Origin of the sequence: Bartonella sp. AP65SXKL, from assembly GCF_042195725.1 — a bacterium.
GTDB lineage: Bacteria > Pseudomonadota > Alphaproteobacteria > Rhizobiales > Rhizobiaceae > Bartonella.
The window spans coordinates 42,613-61,872 of sequence record NZ_JBHIOW010000010.1 but is presented as its reverse complement, the minus strand read 5'-3'; the positions used below and the strand labels follow the sequence as shown (position 1 = coordinate 61,872).

Below are 19,260 nucleotides of genomic sequence, written 5' to 3'. Positions count from 1 at the left end.
GCTCTTTTATTAAGCATAAAGATGGTCGCGCCCTATAGATTTTATATTATTTCCATGGGAACTTTCTTATTATACCATTCACAAACACCGTTGCATCAAAGATGTCGTTGCGCCGCCCCACAAACACCATCACAAAATAGACTTGAGAGCTTAGATATCTCTTTAAAACAAGGCCGTGAATTAGGAATAACAAATCCATTCTATTTTGAGTATTTTGTCGTGCATGAAGGACATGCCCGCAGTAAAAAACACAATAAAAAAAGCGTGAAACAATGCGGAATCTTCATTATTTAACAGATAGTGCTTTAGATACTTTTGAAAGACATAAAGCTAAATTAAAGAACGGCGGAACAGAGGGAAGCTGATTTCTACCTCTTTATTCTTTCCCAATGAGATTGCCTCCCCATTTCAAATATTACGCCAACAAAGATATACGCACTATATCCACTCAGATCTGGATGCTCTCTCCAATCTGACATACAAAAACTAAAAACAGCAGAAGGAAATAATAAACCGCTTTAATTTTTATCTCAAGCATATAGATTTAAACAACGAACCGCGTCATATCACCACACTTTAAAGGACAATATTCCATGAAGCTTATAGGCAATATTCATCACATACTCTTCATCATTCATGCTTTTTGCTGACTTGGTGGTTATGGCGGAGTGAACGCACCAGATCCCATTCCGAACTCGGCCGTGAAACACTCCAGCGCTGATAGTACTTTGCCTTAAGGCAAGGAAGAGTAAGTCGCCGCCAGATCTGCTAAATGCAAGCAAAAGACTCAATGTATAAACCTTACATTACCACACCCCCAAGGAAGCTGTTTTTAAGGCATCACAGGCTGGTCTAAATATCCTCTTAATCGCCTTCCCTAAACTAAAAAATGAAGCTCCCTATTAACTCAGTCTGCAAACAATGCTCTGTAAATAATCCGCCTTCTCTTAGTCCTCTTCCAGCCAGCTTCCCACAGCATGCGGTTCACATCACGACACCTTAAAAGACACTGTTTTAAGAACAGCGTTTTACAGTACATCAGGATAATAATTTAAATATCCAAATGCACTTAAAACAAGTCTACTCACTAAACGCACTATTTATCCAAATCAACTGCCCTACCTAATTATTGTCATTACTTAGAACAGCCCGTATTAATCAGATTTGAATTTATTCCTCTATTTCTTTTGCACGTCCAGATAGCTGTATAGCTCTAGAAAGATCATTAACTGCATTTAAATGTGTTTGAAGTAATTCACTATTACGCTGTAATTTTTCTTGTAAATCAGACAACAAACTTTCAACCTCATGCTCAATATCTTGATTCATATAGCGCTTCACATCACTCATGGATTTATTAAGATCACGCAAACCACGTATTTTACGCAAATTTATTTCTTCGTAATCTGGAACACCACTGCTCTCTAGCATATTGCTTTCATAATCAACAACTTGAGCTAATCCTTTAACAGCAGCAACAAATTTTGTCATCGCCCAATCACGATCAATAAGGTTGTTATCAAGAACTTTTGCTTTTGCCGCAAAACTATCATCACCATATTGCACTACAGACATTTTTACTTCCCCTTCAACACTATTGTTCAATCTTACTTTCAAATGAGGGAGACTAAACAGGTTCTCTTCAATGCTGATACACTCAACCAAGCTCGTGGTGCAAACATTGCTCAAACAACAGCACGACAATCCTTCAAAGCGTATACCACTTCAACTTTCAACGCGTTCTCTCAAATATTTTTCTTGCTTTGCTCCAAAACCATCATTGCGGCTATACTAATCCATAAAAACGCTATAGACTTAAACCTTCCAGCAATATCGAAACTTCCATATTTGCTCTGTCTATTTCGCCTTGCCGATTTTATCTTTGCCGATTTTATCACGAGCTCATCTTCAACAGAAAATAACAATGCTTTCACGAGAACTTCAGCCACAAAAATATCTGCCGACAAAAAACCGCAGCCTATCTTGCAGCATATAAAGACGTAAGCCCATTAAAAATTTCAGCATTTTACTGATAGAAGCACTTTACCCTCCATAACCTTATGGCTCTCTCTGCACTTAAACTTGTATACCTTCCAGCACCCCATAAGATGGCGCCCAACAAGATCAGTTTGCACCCATTCAAAAGGACACCCCCTCTCCCATGCTCTTTCTGCACACATGCAGTATTTCGCATAAAACACAAAAAGAATGTTCTTTTGAACAGATCAGCCATACAGCAATATAAAAAAAGACATCTTCAAATAGCTAAACAGCCATCAATCTTCCTTTTTTAAATTATCATTCGCTTTTCTTTGCAATGAACGACTATATAAGATTTTTTGAACCTTTTCAAGAGTTTCTTAGCCAATCAGTTCGATACGTCTTCAATCGCATATTTACGCGCTTGTTTTAAAGAAATATCTCTTAAGTGCACCCAAGCCTATTTCGCACCGCGGCCCATCAATGGTATAATGATAAATCTTCCATGACATGTATAAAATCCATTGAGCACTTTCCATCTTTACGCTTAATAAAAGAAGCAAGCCAGCACCATCACATATTTTTCTAACCCCTTATGTTCTGATACCCTTGGCACTTGAGACGGTTCATAAAGCATGGCCTTTCTTGTACAATTTCTCTGCGCATGGGAGCTCCCTGCTTGTAACTGCAAAAGACGTTGTTTTGGTTAATTCACCACGAAACAGATTTGGAATGAAAAAATTTCCAGTATTAAGGAATCTAATTCAAGTTGAATAACGATAGATTATCATCTATAAATCAAAATATTATCCAATGCATAATGCTTAACGCTCCCCCCATTGATATTTTCAGAATTTTCACAGCATCTTCTTACAGATTATTTCATTCCATAACACAGTTTGCTCTTAATATCGCGACTTTACATGTGCTACTGGTATAAAAACAGAGAAACAATCATTTTATAATCAAGGTACAATTTTTGTTTACGATCTTTCTCTCGTTTTCAACCTTTTAAATGCAGCTCTTCTCTTTCATAATCATCACATTTCAAATCTATTCCATGTTGAATAAATTAAAATCACTTGCTTGCACATCACAAACAACGCCCTGATGTGTTGATAAAATACGCTGAAAGAAAAAGACTTCTTATGAACCTTAGCAAATGCCAAGAACTATAATAAACATTGGAAGCAAGCGTACGATGATTGTGACTTGCTCTTTCATAAGTATAAAGATGATAGCATTTTATAGATTTTTATATTATTCAAAGTTTATATTATTTCATGAGAGCTTTACTGTTATACTATTCACATTTACCGTTATACCATTTACGAATGTCATCGTAAAATGTCTTTCGTGTGCGTTAAGAGATATTTCTTTAAAACAAGTACATAAATATGCAATACAAATATACTAATATACAACATAAGTATATTTCTTTTGGAGCGTTCTTTACTTTTGTGCAAAACATGCCCCATTAGAGCAGCATTAACCAATCTTTCTATGAGATAAACGATCAGAAAACATTTTTGTCTTCCGCCGCTCACCTTAAAGGACCAAGATCTTAACTCAATCGGCTCTGTACGCAGTTCGAATTTTTGTCAAACGATCTTCTCCTGACTTTCCCCTCATCTGATTCACTTAAACGAAAGGCTCAACAAATAAACCTACGAATATTCACTGTACACTAAAAAATACTTAAACGTTCCAAGAAAACTTATATGTCTTATATTACCGTTATAAATGACAGTGCTTTATAGCATAACAGGATAAAAAAGTTTCCAGCAACACAAAACTTACAAAATCAATCAATAGTCCTTTTAAAGCTTTCTTTTTTAGGATTCACAATACTCCAACTCCTTAAGCTTTTATAAAAAAAGGAACGATTTTAAGCTTGCCGAATATGTTGTATCAGCATATATTACAGATTGTAACATATTGTTATTCATAAAATCACCTCAAAAAGAACAGAAAGAGGTTTTTATGGCTGATCTCGTAAAAGCCGCTATGCTTTATTCAACCTTGATTATCACCATCAATACTTTTGTTGTTATTTTAGTTCTCGTAATAGAAATATACTAAGCATACTCTTTTGGCTTTTTATAATCTGTGCAAATGAGCATCTTAATTTCACATAAGAGCAAAGCAGAATTTTAATTCTACAGATAAACCACACACCCAATTTCAAACATCGCTTGCAACTATTTGAGTATAAACTCTGCTTTTTGTATGCATTTTTAACCATCAGTGTCCGTCTTTTCACGCTATCTTGAATCTTAACTTCACTCCCACCTTAAAAAACAAAATTTTCTATCAGATATGATCTGTAAATAATTTGTCTCTTTATTGAGTAAATTTCCCCTTCAGGGCATATCACAATTCTAAAGAATAATATTTCATGAAGCTTATGATAAATCTATTGAACACCATCTTTACCCTTATGAAAGAATAAACCAGCAGCATCACACACTTTTTCAGCCCCAAATGTTGCCAACAAAACTTTAGCACTTGAGATAATTCATAAGAGGCATTTTTACGTCTTTCTTCAACAGTTTTTATCCACACGGCTCTCCCCGCTTGTACCATGCAAGAAGATGGTTTTAATTAATTCAACCGAGAACAGATTTGGAATAAGAGAAGCTTACGTTATTCGAGATCCTTATTCAACATAAAATAATTAAATTATTTTTATAAATCAAAGTGTTATTCAGAAAAACATTCATCACACACTCGAGAACAAAAAACACCTCATACGTAAAGTTTTATATGCGCTCCACCGCTCAACATGATAATATCACGACACAAGTAAGATAAAAAAATAACAAGGAAAAACCTTGCAAACTCAGAAAAGAGAGGAGAAAAATGAAAAGATGTGGAGAGCGCTCAATTCCTCACACATCCAGCAAAACCGTCCTAGCAAAACTGTCTCACAACTTAACTAATGTTATAATATTCTCAAATCAAAAGAAATTTTTTAAAAATAGTTTGAGAAAAACATTTGAGTATGAAACGATAATAATTCTATTCAGAATGTTTTTCTCTTTATTAAAACAGAGAACGTAATTTCCAAACAAATGTTTCCTCCTAATTTTTCCGAAATTAGCCGCAACACTTAAAGACGATCTTAGTGTGATGAAACATTTATTTGTGATAAACGCAAAAAAACACCCCAAAGATAGATTTAATCTCATATTTTAAATACATGTAACCAAAACATTAAAAAATTAGCAGTAACACGTAACAACTCATTGGGAGGCAATACTATCTACAATTGAAAGCACTTTTGAGCTGAACAAATGACAGTATAGCATACGTTTACACAAAGAGTACTGATCGTAAACGACTAATTCTTGAAGCCATAAAAAGACTCTCTAAAAGTTAGAGAGAGCCTAAAAAACGTAATAGAATCAATAACTAAACAATTCCTTATTTATTGAGCTGTATGTTTTTAATTAATGCCAAACATAAGTTCCATATATGCTTGTCTGGCATGTTGGCAATTTTTAGATTTCTCCATAGAAGATTGATCCAGCTTTTCACATTTTTTTGCCCACTCTTCGAGTAATGTTTTATCTTTCTTAAATTCCGCTACGCTGTAGTTTTTTTCGCAACCAGCAACGACAAGTCCAGTACAAAGCAGCAATGCTGTAATAATAACTTTATTCATGATTTAATTTCCTTCCTTTTTCTCTTCAGTTTTTTTCTCGTCATCATGTACAAAGCTTGAACCAGGCCAATCTCGGGCATGAACTTCACGATACGCTTTATCTGCGTTTTTACAATTTTGAGAATCTAAATCCTCTGATATCATGCATTTCATTGCCCATTGCTCGAGTAATTTGGGATCCTTCTTAAATTCCGCTACGCTATAAGTTTTTTCACAACCAGCAACGACAAGTCCAGTACAAAGCAGCAATGCTATAATAATGGCTTTATTCATCAATAAATTCCCCTTTTTCAAATTTACAAAGTTTAGGACACAATTTAGCACCCGATTAAAATTGTACATTCGGTTCATTGTGCATTTTCAAAAATTTTAAAATCCACTTCTGTGCGCGATTTTTCCCAATCTATGATGATAAATCGCGTACAAAGAAAAATACCGCTATCAATATATTTTTATGATTTAATTATTGTCCTGCTATTTTTCAGTTTCATTCCCCTTTTTGCTACTTTCACGAAGTTCCTTTGCAAGATTTCTATAATGCTCTTGAAAAAGTTCCATATCGGCTTGCATGACATTTTGACAATTCTTAGGTTGCAAAAGCAGAGGGGCCCATTTTATCGCATTTCTTTCCCCATTCTTGCATCAATTTTTTATCTTTCTTAAATTCTGCTACGCTATAAGTTTTTTCACAACCAGAAACGACAAGTCCCACGCAAAGCAGTAGCGCTGTTATAATGATCTTGTTCATGATTTAACCCCTCTCTTTGTTTTATATTTTATTAACAATATCTTTGGGTTCACATCCCCTCCTATATTGTGACCTTGCGTCTAATTTTCCTTTGCAAATACGTACACTTCCAACGCAAACATGTTAAATCATGAAAACTGCCTTTCATTTATCAGACTTGTATTTGTAACATTATCTGCACGGCAGCTCTTTGTATTTGAAGTGTTAAAACTTCAGCAAAAATTCTGATATCTTGACATTCTCAAAAAGCTTTTTAATCATTTCTTTTCCTTCAAGAACCTCTTGGTAACGAGAAGCAGCACGATATCTTACCCAAAATTCGTCATGCCTATATCCATTGCAAATTCCCTGCAAACGAAAAAATACACCTTTTAATCAACAGATTGCGCTCTTATCATTTCTAAACCACCGGAAAAGAAAGAAAGCTTTAAGTCCCCCCTGTACTTTTTAAAAGCCAATAGAAATGCTAAAAAAGCGATCTTATACATTCCAATTGAAGAAAAAAGCCTATTGCCTTGCGTATCATTACAACTGGCATTAACTATTTAAGACTATAAAATCATATAAATGTAAGAAATATTGTCTATAATATGCTCAATGACTTCTTTTGTTTATTAGGAAAACTTATAGCGCGTCAATATCAGTAAATTTTACTTATTTTTATCCCCCCCCCCTTATAAACATGAATATAATTTAATAAAACGGATTGCTGCATAACAGAAAAAAATAATCAACGCTACTCTTAATTACATTATTTACGCATGTATTAAGTACAATAAACAAAAAAATAACCTGATGTTTAAAATCATTATCAAGATAATTTTATGGAAAATAAACTTATCTACTCATCTAGCGGATAAGATCACAAGTAGTATGATGATTATCACATTTATAGGGAAAAGTTTGAAACGGAGAATTTTTCGCAAACTCATAGCTCTTTCATGCGATGATACAGAACCTTATGAGAAACAACTTGAATGAAGCAACCATCGTGAAAAAAGAAGAGCACTTTTATTATTAACTTCGTATAAAAACAATCGATATCATCTCTAGAAAAAGCACTCAAACCAACGAAATTATCGTATCATTTTTTACACTTTTCCGTATTTTTGTGAAAGCAATTCGCGGACCTCATCAGCTATTTTAGTTCCACGACTTGCACAACTGACCTTAATCAACCGATGCAAACTTTCTGGTATATCAATCGTGAGGCGCTTCATACCTCCACTCATGCTCCCTTTGTGGCTTCCTACCCATGCATCCGCTGTTAAAGGAATTGATTTATTCGTTGGTTTTGTGCCGATTTTAATTTTTTTATTCATCGCGCTAACTCCTTGATTTCGGCTGCAACCGCTTCAATCTCTGCTGCTGCTGGTCCTTGCTTATCAACTTCATAAACCGCCTTCCCCTGTGCTGCTGCTTCTGCAAAAATCACGCGCTGCGCAACGCTAGAAGAAAGAACATGCACAGGGTATATACCAAGAGCTTCGTTCACATCACGCCCTATCGCTGTATTGACTATTTTACGATTAATAACAAAAGCAGATTTGAGATTTTCTTTATAAACACGTGCTTCGTCAATCAGCTTTACAATTCCATCCGCTGCCCAAATATCATAGGGACTAGGCAAAACAGGTATAAGCACCAAATCCGAAGCCATAAGAGCACTACGAGCAAGATCAGTTACACGCGGAGGACCATCGATAATAATATGATCATAACCATGACCAATCTGTGTAATCTCTTTGTGAACCGTTGCACGCGGTAAACCAATAACCGAAAACAAAGGTGCATCTTCACGCGCAGCAGCCCAATCCAATGCGCTTCCCTGTGGATCAACATCAATAAGCAATACCCGTAGACCGGTACGGGCAAAACTGGCCGCAAGATTAACACTCAACGTCGTTTTTCCGACACCTCCCTTTTGATTCAAAAGTCCAATAATCATTTATTACGCCTTTCAGCATTATCGTTTTTACGATTATACAGAAAGTAATAAAAGAAACAAGCATCCAATACGTGCAAAATAACCATTTCTCCTATTTTTAGGATAAATAACAATAGCCCGCAATTTTTTATAATATTCTTTTAGCATGAGCAAAAACATTATGAAGATGATATTCTTGAAAAGAACAAAATAAATTTAAAAGAGGCATGCTCTTCTTCCCCCTCCCTAAAACGAAGATTCTTAAATCCATGTCGATCTGTAAACAATGCGCTGTAAATGATCCAGCTTCTTATTTTGCGCCGGCCTTTTGGGCTTCTCCCTTCATGCTATCCACTTAATACAACTCTACAAACAAGCTCCACTCTGAATATACAACAAACTATAAGGAGAATTCATTGTTTTACGCGTTGAATGAGAGAGCTGAAATCAGGAAGATTCTCTCATTTCATGCCTCTTATATTAAATTAATCAAAATCATATCTCTTGTACGTTAAAAGCGGGATTGGCGTGTGGGCAAAAACTGTACAAGAAAGGATTTAAAATGCTTCTTATGCAGAATCTCCAGTACCAAGAACTATTACAATATTGGGGGTTGGCAAATATAACAATGGTACCGACTTCCTTCTTCATAAGCGTAAAAAGGGTGGTGATCCATGAATTTTATACTCTTTGACGCTCGACAGAGTAAAATGGGCTTAAGAGAAATAAGGGTACCTCTAGCAAGCGCGTAAACAAACAACACAATGAAATGTCTATGCTGAGTAAACACTATAGATTATCCATAAAGACCAAACATCCGTCTTTTATAAGATCGCATAACGAACATGTTGCGGAGTGAGATATTTTGCATCTTACAGCTCATTTTTCCCAAATAGATCTTCTCGACAAAAAGAATATTTTTGTTAAGATGCCACTGAAAAACTTACCTTCATTATGTTCTTTCTATATACCAGACCAGAGGGTATCGTGAAGATCGTGCAATTGGGAATAAACAAAAATGAATTTACAACAAATTGAACCTGATATTTTTATCAGCACCCAACTTAGCATAGAAAATATCAAAACATTGGCACAAGCTGGTTTTAAAACAATTATCTGTAACCGCCCCGATCACGAAGAGCTCCATCAACCTGACTTTTCTAGCATTAAAACGGTCGCAAATGAATATGGCATAAAAGCCTATCACATTCCCATTTCTCCTCCAACTATAGAAAAGTCAGCTGTTGAAGCCATGCAAACAATTTTAAAAACAGCCTCTCTGCCTCTTCTTGCCTATTGTCATCACGGATCACGCTCGCTGCATCTTTATCGTTTAGCGCGTCTTTAAACAGAGGGTTCGCACATTTCCTACGCACCTTAAAAGACGAAAATTCTTAAATACGCATCGATTTGTAAAAAACAATCTGTCAATAATCTTTGTTTTGCGCCTTTCCTTTGGCTTGCCACTTCATAAAACTCTACAAGCAAGCTTTGCTCCTCAATATACAACAAGCATACACACCCGAAGCCATAAAAATGCGTGAAAATTCATATGATGATCGAAGAAAATTATTTTCACCTCACCTTTTATCACTGCTCCACCTTCTTTTTCTCTTCCTTTACCAATACGAGCTCATTCGTACGCCACAGACACCTAAAACGACAGTAAAACCACTAAGAAAACCCATATTCCGAATAAACGGCATGCAGAGTATTTTATAAAAAAGCCGTAAGCCATAATCTATGATTAACTGCGACATATTGATTTATAACAATTAATTATTTTGCACGTTGAGTGATAAATCCTAATACCGTAAGATTCTCTCAAGTCTATTTATAGTGAATCAATCAAAAGCGTGTTTCTTGCATGTCACAAGCAAGAAATATTCGTGTGAAATAAAACGAGTTAAGAACAAACTCTCATAAACGCTCTCAAATAGCCAAGACTGTACAACACTAAAGGCTTGTCAATATAACGGATGGTGTCGGATTGCTCTTTTATTAGGCATAAAGATGATAGCGCTCAACGGAGCTTTCAAGATACCATTCATGAGAGCCATCATGAAAATGAATATGAGAAGCGTTGAGAGATATTTCTTTAAAAGAAGTGCATAAATTAGCAAAACAAGGATATTCCAGCATTTTATTTTACCTGTAGGGCGTGATATCCTATTCAAAGAACAACAAAAGCCTGAAGCTGTTATTTTCATGATTTAAGAGATATTGCTCTGAACCCTTTTGAAAGTAGCAAAGCCTAATTTAAAAAAGACTGTCATCTGGACTGATTTTCCCCTTTATAACTTCATATTTTTCCCCAATAAGGCTGTAAACCGGTTTCAGAGATTATCCAAATGAATATAGCAATAGACTCTCCCCATCTGGTATACAAAAGCTGTAACAGCAGAGAGAGCACTAAAGCGTTTTAATCTTTGTCTCAAACATACTGCTCGCGTTGAGGAACACTAAAGAAAAAGTTTTATAAGAAAAACAATACGATACAGTCACGAATAGACCGAACATAGATTGGAAAGATGTTCTAACTTTTATCCAATATTTCTATCAAAAAACAACAAAACATTATTGGCTTTGTATTTTCATATCCTTACAAGACTGTCTTTCCTTTTCATTATGGGCGTTACATTTGTGAAAGACAAAGGAAATATATGGATAGTTTTTAACTTGAAAATCTGAAAGATTGACGTGTTACGACAACAAAATTGTGCCTTTATCCATCAAAAGCATTAGAAATTTTGAAACAATACACCTGCTTTCTCGCAATGATTTCTTTTATCTACAATCAATCGCAGTCTCCTTAATATGCATTCCCCATCACAATATACAAGAGAAACGAAACTTAAAGCATTTTCCAGCAGCTTCATTCTCGTTTACGTGATTGGTCAGCACGAAAACTGCTGCTGACCACTAATCTTCTTCACAAGACTCGACAAACAAAACTTTTTTAAAAATATTCATTACATAATACAAAATATCACATGCGTAAGGTTACACGAACCAACTCTCATCATAAACGATGATACAGCATAAATGACATAATAAGCCAAATTAGAAAAAAGAAACAATAACCTTTTAAAATAAAAAAAGTCATCAATTAAATTTTATCAAACTATAAGCTTAAAATCGCAAGAAATTTTAAAAACAGCCTTTCTCCTTCTTCACGTCTATTATTGCTAAATAGGCTGGTTGCTTATTCTTTACTGCATCTTTTATGACGAGTTTTAACGGATCAGAAAGAAACAAGCAGTAAAGTTTTGAATGACAACAAAAACCATAACGTTAACTTTGAAAAAAATGATGCCAAAATCAGATCTTCAGATATTCGATTCTCCCTCTCAACAACGGAAAAAACATATATTCCACGATGTTTTGGAATATATCTTTGTGATTATAATCACTTTAAGTGCTATTTTTACAGCTCTTCTCTCTTTTTCAGATCAGTTTAGGACATATTTTTAAAAGTAAGCAGCCTATCCAACGTTGATAATGGTTGTACTGTCTTTAAAATTTCTTTTGCTTTTTTTTCATCACGATGCATTTGCGCAATCAAAGGTTCAAGCCCATCAAATTTTTCTTGTCCTCGCAAAAACTGGAAAAAAGAAACGATACAGCTTTCCCCATAAAGGTCGTCGTTAAAGTCAAACAAATAGGTTTCCAAAAGGGGCGCCCCATCCTTAACAACCGTTGGACGACAACCAAAGCTTGCAACACCATCATACAAAACACCGTTCGCACGACGCAAACGTACCGCATAAACACCATGAGCCAAACGAACTTGGGGAGGCAACATTTGATTAGCGGTAGGAAATCCCAAAAGACGTCCAAGTTTTTCACCTTGAATAATATTGGAGCGTATCCGATAGTGATACCCTAACAAATGGGCTGCTTTGTCCACTTCCCCTTGTGAGAGAAGTTGCCGAATAAAACTCGAGGAAATGATCAAAGATTGTGACTCTTGAGGACGAGCAACGCAAGGAACTTGCACAACCTCAAATCCATATTTCTCTCCTCTTTGGCAAAGAAGATGTACATTTCCACTTTTCTGATGACCAAATTGAAAATTTTCGCCTGTCACCACAACTGAAACATCAAAAACTTCCTTTAAAAACGACTTAATAAATTCGTCCGCTGAAAGAGCGGCAAACTGTGCATCAAAGGGCTGTTCAATCACGCCGTCAAAACCAAGGGTTTTAAAAATTTCAGCTTTTTCAGCTGCCTCTGTCAAACGATAGACAGGAGCTGAATGTTGAAAAAAACTTCTTGGATGGGGTTCAAAAGTTAAAACAACAGCTGGTTTCTTTTTTATACGCGCGAAATCAAGTGCTTTTTGCAACACCACCTGATGCCCACAATGAACACCATCAAAATTTCCAAGTGCCAACACTGCTCCCCGCCAAGCCGAGGGAAACATATGAATTCCCTGAAGACGCAAAAAATTAGTCATTACTGAAGTGCCCACATGATTGCTTGTGGTTTATAACCATGATGTTCAAGAAAAGAATGCAAAGCTTGCTTATCAACCACACCCTTTTGCGTATAATCATAATGATGAATCCCCCCCATAATATAAAGGGCATCAAGACCAAAGTGAGCCGCCCCCTTAATATCCGTTAAAAGACCATCACCAATAGCTAAAACTTGACTTTTTTCTACTGTTCCCCGTATTTTTTGAAGTTTTTCAAAGGCACATTCATAAATAGGCGCGTGAGGTTTTCCAGCAATGCGCACTTCCCCCCCTAATTGTTGATAAAGACGAGCCAATGCACCAGCGCACCAAAATTCTTTATTTCCATAATGGACAATCACATCTGGGTTCGCACAAATAAAAGGTAAATTCCGCGACCGCATGCGACGAAACATCTCCTCATAAGCAGAGGGTTCTTCGTCAAAATCTTCAAGAAAACCGCTACAGACGACAACAGAAGCCTCCCATTCTTCAACAAATTCACACTCTAACCCTTCAAACAGCACCAAATCACGTTGTGAACCAATGAAAAAAACTTTACGTGGAGCAGTCTGAATGAGATCGCGCGTTACATCCCCTGAAGTGATAATGGCATCATAATAGTCGCTATGAACATTCATGCTTTGTAATTGAGCAGCAACATCTTCCCGTAGCCGAGGAGAATTAGTTAATAAAATGACAGTTTTTCCCATTTGTCGGATTTTATACAACGCCTTCAACGCTGGTTCAAATGCATGTACACCGTTATGCACAACACCCCACACATCACAAAAAACAGCATCATAATGCGCTATAATAGTCTCAATATGGGTAAGTTCATTCATGGAGCACCTATCTCTATTTGTCATTTAAAGCTGTCTTTTACTTCAAAACTACTTACCGAAAGATAATACTTGTGTCATCTGCTTTCTCAAACCATATCCCAACTTTTTATCGTCTATAGAGATCATAAGAAATGATAAAATAACTAAGTTATCATTAAGTTGTGCAAAATTCTAAAATGCTTGATAGCAAAAGCTTATCATTCCCCAATGCTATTTTTCTCATAAAAATTTTAATTCTAACAACAACGACGTTGATAGAGTTTTTTATCTAAAATACTCAAATTCTTCACTGAGAAAATAAACGTATCCCCCTCTTAAAAACATGCATCATGAGAAAGCCCAATATATTTTCTCATTTCAAATTTGTTTATATTGAATCAATCAAAACCTATTCGCTTACATATTATAAGCAGAGAGCGTACAGATAAAAACACGTGAAGAAAGAAAAAATAGCTCTTAGGCTCCCTTTCAAAGGCAAAAACTGTCGTAATATTTTGAACTGGCAGAGAGTATGTGCCGTCCGAGCATCTTTTTTTCAGTAAAGATAGCAATATAGCTTTTATCCCATTCATAGAGGCTTTTACGCTATATACTTTACGAAGCACCATTGTAAAATAGGCGCTAACATTGAGAAATATCTTCTAAAACAAACATGTGAATATACAACAATAAGATCTATAATGTTTTGAGTTTATTTTGCATGAGGGCTCTTTACTCATAAAAGCTTTCCCCTATCATCATGATATCTCAGACGCATCAAAACAAGTCATTTTGATTATTGGTTAAGGACAGCACCGTAAGCGGTGACTTGAGCTTAAAAACCAAGGTTTACCTTCGTAAAATGCATATCTGATGTCATGAGTTGAGTAAGCAAACCTTAAAACTTTGAAAGGCAAACAACCTCCTATTTTAAAAAATCTATCCGTCTCAAGAAAAACTATTTTTATTGCCAATCTCCTAAAATTACTTTATGAATCGAAAAATGTTTTGATCGCATACGCAACGATCAAAAGGGGTCTTGAAAACCCGAAACCCTAGCGTAAAAATAAACCCACTATGTGGGTATCCCGGAATTCCGGGAGATTTTGCTATGTCCAGGTGCTCCAAGCACTAAAAGCAAAATGCTGACTAGGGTTCAGTGTTTTCAAGCTCCCGGAATACCAATGCGAGGGCGCTCGCACCTGGAGGGGGAAAATGCAAGCTCAAAATCTTAATATTGATCTTTTTGTAGGCAAAAAAATTCGCTTTAGGCGAAAAGTGCTAAAAATGTCTCAAAAAACATTAGGGCATCATTTAGGTGTCACTTTTCAACAAATCCAAAAGTATGAAAAAGGCTTAAATCGCGTGAGCGCAGAACGTTTAAAGGAAATTTCCGATATTTTGAATGTTCCACTTGCCTTTTTTTACACTGATATCATCAAAAAAGACAACGCCCCGTACCATTATGATGAAATCGCCTCGAGCAAAGAGGAATATTTGCTTTTAAAAAGTTTTAGAGTCCTCACATCTGTCAAGCAGAAAGCGATTTTAAACTTAATTTGTGATCAAAATTAAAACGCTTTAAAGCATAGCTATAAAGTGCTACACACCCTATTCTTGTCTTTCTCCCCACACCCCAAAAGGATGCCCCCCTCCTCAAACCGATTGATAAACGATCCGCCTTTTCAAAAATAGCTCCTTCTCAGCTTCCCATTTCATATGGTTCCTTTCACAAAATTATATAAACAAGCCCTCCCTTGAATATTCATCACACTCTCTTATCAAAACACCCCATGTATAAAGTTTTATGTCTTATATCACCACACCCGCAAACAATAGCGTTTTACAGCACAACAGAATAAGTATTTATCTGTATTTAAAGAGTGGCCCCCTTTTCGCTATGGACGCTCTATTTATTTTAAATGATGTACATTTAATATACCTGCTATTAAAGACTTAGTATCTGTTATAGAGTCTTAAAGGCATATTTTCCCTCTAAAATCTCAATGCTACACCAACTCTATCATAAGGCAAAACATTGATTTATAAAGACAATTTATTATTTTACATGTTGAATGAGAATCCAGAATATCGTAAGATTCTTTCATTTCAGACTTGTTCCATGTTGAATCAACCAAAACTATATCTCTTGCAGGTTACAAGTGGGAAGAGGCGTATGGATAAAAACTATTAAGTAAGAATTAAAAATGCCTCAAACGAACCGTCTCAATTACCAAGAGCTGTAAGCAACACCCACAAGCTGACAAACTGTGTGATGGTGCAAGGCTTACTCCGTTATGAAGCGTAAAGATGGGGGGCTCAATGGATTTACCCTTATACCCTTTACGAACAGCGTCGCAAAATAGGCTTGGATACCTTGAGAGATATTTCTATAAGACAATGCTATCCAGTTCTCTCATGATTATAATCCTCAATCTGATAAAGTTGAAACAAACAATAGGATTGCGAATATGATTTGGGGAGCTCATCTGAAAGATGAAAAATGATAAAAAAATTCCGCTATAACAATTGAAGAAGCGAGCATTCGTTAAGCCGTAACTTCTTTATTTTAGAATTTTTATATCACACTTTACTGTTGAGTAATATGTATTTATTAAAATACATGACCACGGTCTAGAGCATCAAGCTTTGGCGAGAAAAACATTTCAGTATCTGCTTGTAAGACATTTTGACAATTTTTAGATTCCTTAACAGCTTGTCCTGAAAGAGAACACTTCGTTCCCCATTCTTCTCTTAATTTTGCATCTTTTTTTAAATCTTCTACGCTATAGGTTTTTCACACCCCACGACGAATAATAGAGTCATGCATAATAAATAATTTTTTTCATTTTACTCCTCTTTAAATACCTTATCTGTTAATATCATCCCCCCAAATGAGGGTTGAATTTTCACACTGTATGAGAATACAGCCTCACTATCACTTGCTTGCTTTCAAAGTGAACACTCTGAGTAAAGTAACGCAAGAAGAGCTCACAATAGCCATCGTATGAGTTTGTCATAAAATACAATAAGAAGGGAAAGAGCCCAAACTGAATACAAACGATGAAATCAGAAGGCGCATTAATGCTTTTGTTCAACTGATTTCAAATAGTTACATTGCAATAGGCATCGCCCCTAGCCCTATAAAAAGCCTATGAGCATTATAATACTTAAGTCTCACGATCATTAAACCACAAAGCCATAACAAAAAAGTATGAACTCTTTTTACCTATTTGTATGTTGATTATTGTTCCTCCATCGAGGCCTAAATAGAAACGTTTTGTGATATATAGAAAACAATCAGCAATGCAAATCATTTTACGAAGATTTCTTCGTGTAGAGTCTATTTGAAATCCATCCATCATTTGGAAGTCTGAATTTAAAAGCAGATAATTATGAAAGCTTTTCAAGGAATGCAACAGATTGATCACTTTTAAAGAAGTAAAAAACGTGATCCAATCCTGAAGACAAAAATTCTGATGAAAAAACTTTTGCTATGAATTCTTTTAAGGCATTGTGAAAGATTTTATCCGTTATATCAAACGTTACACCATTTTGGGGTCTGTTTATTTTTTACTTTTATCAACACCGCTCTAGAAATCCGTTTCTTGAGCGTTTTTTATCGCCTCACTTTCTCCTTCAAACACAAATACTCAAAAATGCTTTGCCACCAACAATGACATTTTCCTGCTTTTATAAAACACATAAGTAAAAATAGAGAAGCGATTTTGAAAGCAACCCTCCCTTGAAAAGGGAAGTACCATCCATTTACTTCCTAAACGAAAATAATCTCACCGTTTATTCAAATTTGCTCTACGATTTGGTACAATTTTATTGATAAAGTTTTCTCTATAAAAATTTAAGTAAATATGTTCGTTAAAACCAATCATAGACTAGCAAAGGGGTTATAGGATCCATTATCTCGCCGCCATTTTAAAGGTTCAGTGAAATCACTCGACCAAAGACCAATCTTATTGCCACGTGCTTTTTCTTCCGCATGATGATACTGGGCTGGAATAGGATTTTTCTCCTCTTTTGAGAGTACCAACATACCTTCTTTAAGACCTTCCTCAGCTAAATCAACCCCTTGAACAAAACATTGCGCATAATAAACACCATTGTGCATCAAAGCCTGTTTACAGGATAAATCCTGCCCAAGTGTTTTGGTGACAAGCCAAGCCGTTGTAACCGCACCACAGGGCCATTCTTGATCATTTAATCTTGCTTTTTGACGGGGTGCACATGTATCCACACCATAAAGATGAATATCACGGGAGATATGTGAGCGCCAAGATTGTGCAGCAGGCGTCAGTAATTTAAATGTAACCCCACTTGTAACAGAAGCCTTACCATGAAAAACAACAGCATTATTTGCAACATCATTTAATGAAACACTCTTCTGCACATCGAGAGCTGTTTCATTTTTTTCTAATTGCTGTTTGGTGATAGATTTACCTAACTTTTTTTCTTCTCGATAGAGATCGACAATACCTTGGATATCTTGCATCTCAAATGTTTTAAGAATGCTGAAATCCATTTTATCTTTATATTGGCTTAATCCCCACACTGTAGCCCCCATAATGTAAATAATAACAATCAATTTAAATAGCATCTCTTAACACGCTCGCTCAAAAAATTCGTTTTTTTCCTATCATGTCAGATTATTGATCAGCAATCCCCTTGTTTTTAAAGAAAAAATCCAAATATAAGTGTTGCAGATTAACTACATTTTGTAAAGAATGATATTCTTTCTTTCATTATTTTAATATTGTTATTTTTACCAATATACACAACTTAAAATTGCCATTTTCATATAACACAATCTCAATTTGAAAAGACTTCTGTCTCTTTACGAAGAAGAGCTTGAGAGTGAACAGATCCACGATCAAGGCTTTTAAAACAAACAAATGAGAAGAATTAAACTGTCATCAAATGACAACACTCTCCAGTTTGTTAGAGGCGATGGAATGTCGACATATAAACAAATATTATTTGTTAAAGAGAGGTAAAATGACAGATAATAGATTCCAAAACATCATTTTTATCGTGACCATGCTGCTTTTTACAGCATTGCTTGTATCAGATCCTTCTTATGCTGCTTCTTCTACTAATGGAGGTGGTTTCGGGAAGCTTGATGGTGTTTTAGACAACATTGTCACAATGATGACGGGTCCAACGGCAAGGCTTATTGCTATTATATGTGTTGCTGCTGTGGGGATTGGTTGGATGTACGGCTTTATTGATTTACGCAAAGCAGCTTACTGTGTTCTGGGGATTGCTATTGTTTTTGGTGCCCCCACTCTCGTCGGCAAATTAGCGGGCACAACATAAATGAACGAAGATACTCTTTTCCTTGCCTGTACGCGCCCGGCCATGTTTGCTGGTGTTACAATGGAAGCGATGGCGCTCAATGTCATGGCGACATCCATTCTTTTCATTTTGACCAGTGATTTTACCATGTTTGGTCTTGGTATTGGGATGCACTTTATTTTGCGAGAAGTGACAAAGTACGATCACAATCAATTTCGCGTATTATTTGCATGGCTCAATACCCGAGGAAAACAAAAAAACCTCAACAGATGGGGAGGAGGTTCTACCTCCCCTTTACGCCTTATCCGCACGTATAAGGAACTAAGCTGAAGGAACGAAACTGGT

Annotated in this window: 14 protein-coding genes, 1 rRNA gene and 1 pseudogene; 5 read left to right on the top strand and 11 right to left on the bottom strand. The window is 35.9% G+C overall.

Going from position 1 to position 19,260, the window contains the following annotated elements; all coding sequences use genetic code 11:
* Positions 1-650: 650 nt before the first annotated feature.
* Positions 651-765 (top strand): 5S ribosomal RNA (gene rrf, locus ACFIMP_RS06945).
* A 405-nt stretch (positions 766-1,170) separates the two neighbouring features.
* Here rrf and ACFIMP_RS06940 read toward each other — a convergent pair.
* From ACFIMP_RS06940 to parA, 7 genes are all read right to left on the bottom strand, one after another.
* Entirely contained in the window at positions 1,171-1,575 is a 405-nt protein-coding gene (locus ACFIMP_RS06940) for a flagellar protein FlgN (RefSeq protein ID WP_273790974.1), read from the bottom strand.
* 170 nt (positions 1,576-1,745) lie between these two features.
* Positions 1,746-1,967, bottom strand: a complete 222-nt coding sequence (locus ACFIMP_RS06935; protein ID WP_375668478.1) for a hypothetical protein — start codon at positions 1,965-1,967, stop codon at positions 1,746-1,748.
* Between the two features lie 3,461 nt (positions 1,968-5,428).
* Positions 5,429-5,647 carry an EexN family lipoprotein gene (locus ACFIMP_RS06930; RefSeq protein WP_375613558.1) on the bottom strand — a complete coding sequence of 73 codons (219 nt, stop codon included), beginning with the start codon at positions 5,645-5,647 and terminating at the stop codon, positions 5,429-5,431.
* A gap of 3 nt (positions 5,648-5,650) precedes the next feature.
* On the bottom strand, positions 5,651-5,920 hold the full coding sequence (locus tag ACFIMP_RS06925; protein WP_375686165.1) for an EexN family lipoprotein: 270 nt from the start codon (positions 5,918-5,920) through the stop codon (positions 5,651-5,653).
* Between the two features lie 313 nt (positions 5,921-6,233).
* Complete coding sequence (locus ACFIMP_RS06920; RefSeq protein ID WP_375686164.1) at positions 6,234-6,395, bottom strand: EexN family lipoprotein; 162 nt, start codon at positions 6,393-6,395, stop codon at positions 6,234-6,236.
* Between the two features lie 1,091 nt (positions 6,396-7,486).
* Positions 7,487-7,717 carry a plasmid partition protein ParG gene (locus ACFIMP_RS06915; RefSeq protein ID WP_273790969.1) on the bottom strand — a complete coding sequence of 77 codons (231 nt, stop codon included), beginning with the start codon at positions 7,715-7,717 and terminating at the stop codon, positions 7,487-7,489.
* Positions 7,714-8,343: a ParA family partition ATPase gene (gene parA / locus ACFIMP_RS06910; protein ID WP_375612200.1), complete on the bottom strand. Its 630-nt coding sequence runs from the start codon at positions 8,341-8,343 to the stop codon at positions 7,714-7,716. The genes ACFIMP_RS06915 and parA overlap by 4 nt, the downstream gene beginning before the upstream one ends.
* Positions 8,344-9,340: 997 nt before the next feature.
* Here parA and ACFIMP_RS06905 point away from each other — a divergent pair.
* Positions 9,341-9,670 (top strand): protein tyrosine phosphatase family protein, encoded by a 330-nt coding sequence (locus tag ACFIMP_RS06905; RefSeq protein ID WP_375638602.1) that lies wholly within the window; start codon positions 9,341-9,343, stop codon positions 9,668-9,670.
* A 2,109-nt stretch (positions 9,671-11,779) separates the two neighbouring features.
* Here ACFIMP_RS06905 and ACFIMP_RS06900 read toward each other — a convergent pair.
* On the bottom strand, positions 11,780-12,781 hold the full coding sequence (locus tag ACFIMP_RS06900; RefSeq protein WP_375674947.1) for a bifunctional riboflavin kinase/FAD synthetase: 1,002 nt from the start codon (positions 12,779-12,781) through the stop codon (positions 11,780-11,782).
* Positions 12,781-13,626 (bottom strand): TIGR01459 family HAD-type hydrolase, encoded by an 846-nt coding sequence (locus tag ACFIMP_RS06895; protein WP_375612197.1) that lies wholly within the window; start codon positions 13,624-13,626, stop codon positions 12,781-12,783. The genes ACFIMP_RS06900 and ACFIMP_RS06895 overlap by 1 nt, the downstream gene beginning before the upstream one ends.
* Before the next feature lie 1,194 nt (positions 13,627-14,820).
* On the opposite strand from ACFIMP_RS06895, the gene ACFIMP_RS06890 reads away from it, so the two are divergent.
* Entirely contained in the window at positions 14,821-15,180 is a 360-nt protein-coding gene (locus ACFIMP_RS06890) for a helix-turn-helix domain-containing protein (protein WP_375686163.1), read from the top strand.
* Positions 15,181-16,219: 1,039 nt separating this feature from the next.
* Here the strand turns inward: ACFIMP_RS06890 and ACFIMP_RS06885 are convergent.
* Positions 16,220-16,342 (bottom strand): annotated as a pseudogene (locus tag ACFIMP_RS06885) (EexN family lipoprotein); the annotation flags it as partial.
* Between the two features lie 1,149 nt (positions 16,343-17,491).
* On the bottom strand, positions 17,492-18,217 hold the full coding sequence (locus ACFIMP_RS06880; RefSeq protein WP_375653200.1) for a thermonuclease family protein: 726 nt from the start codon (positions 18,215-18,217) through the stop codon (positions 17,492-17,494).
* A 398-nt stretch (positions 18,218-18,615) separates the two neighbouring features.
* Here ACFIMP_RS06880 and ACFIMP_RS06875 point away from each other — a divergent pair, with 398 nt between their 5' ends.
* Complete coding sequence (locus ACFIMP_RS06875) at positions 18,616-18,936, top strand: TrbC/VirB2 family protein (RefSeq protein ID WP_375638526.1); 321 nt, start codon at positions 18,616-18,618, stop codon at positions 18,934-18,936.
* The gene (locus ACFIMP_RS06870) at positions 18,937-19,245 is read left to right on the top strand and encodes a VirB3 family type IV secretion system protein (protein WP_212112790.1); all 309 of its coding nucleotides are present in this window, start codon (positions 18,937-18,939) and stop codon (positions 19,243-19,245) included.
* Positions 19,246-19,260: the final 15 nt, after the last annotated feature.

Excerpts from the sequence above, each read along its gene's own strand:
- ACFIMP_RS06880 (WP_375653200.1), bottom strand. The coding sequence starts at position 18,217 with ATGCTATTTAAATTGATTGTTATTATTTACATTATGGGGGCTACAGTG.
- ACFIMP_RS06870 (WP_212112790.1), top strand. The coding sequence starts at position 18,937 with ATGAACGAAGATACTCTTTTCCTTGCCTGTACGCGCCCGGCCATGTTT.
- ACFIMP_RS06915 (WP_273790969.1), bottom strand. The coding sequence starts at position 7,717 with ATGAATAAAAAAATTAAAATCGGCACAAAACCAACGAATAAATCAATT.
- ACFIMP_RS06900 (WP_375674947.1), bottom strand. The coding sequence starts at position 12,781 with ATGACTAATTTTTTGCGTCTTCAGGGAATTCATATGTTTCCCTCGGCT.
- ACFIMP_RS06890 (WP_375686163.1), top strand. The coding sequence starts at position 14,821 with ATGCAAGCTCAAAATCTTAATATTGATCTTTTTGTAGGCAAAAAAATT.
- ACFIMP_RS06925 (WP_375686165.1), bottom strand. The coding sequence starts at position 5,920 with ATGAATAAAGCCATTATTATAGCATTGCTGCTTTGTACTGGACTTGTC.
- ACFIMP_RS06875 (WP_375638526.1), top strand. The coding sequence starts at position 18,616 with ATGACAGATAATAGATTCCAAAACATCATTTTTATCGTGACCATGCTG.
- ACFIMP_RS06920 (WP_375686164.1), bottom strand. The coding sequence starts at position 6,395 with ATGAACAAGATCATTATAACAGCGCTACTGCTTTGCGTGGGACTTGTC.
- ACFIMP_RS06905 (WP_375638602.1), top strand. The coding sequence starts at position 9,341 with ATGAATTTACAACAAATTGAACCTGATATTTTTATCAGCACCCAACTT.
- ACFIMP_RS06940 (WP_273790974.1), bottom strand. The coding sequence starts at position 1,575 with ATGTCTGTAGTGCAATATGGTGATGATAGTTTTGCGGCAAAAGCAAAA.
- parA (WP_375612200.1), bottom strand. The coding sequence starts at position 8,343 with ATGATTATTGGACTTTTGAATCAAAAGGGAGGTGTCGGAAAAACGACG.
- ACFIMP_RS06895 (WP_375612197.1), bottom strand. The coding sequence starts at position 13,626 with ATGAATGAACTTACCCATATTGAGACTATTATAGCGCATTATGATGCT.
- ACFIMP_RS06930 (WP_375613558.1), bottom strand. The coding sequence starts at position 5,647 with ATGAATAAAGTTATTATTACAGCATTGCTGCTTTGTACTGGACTTGTC.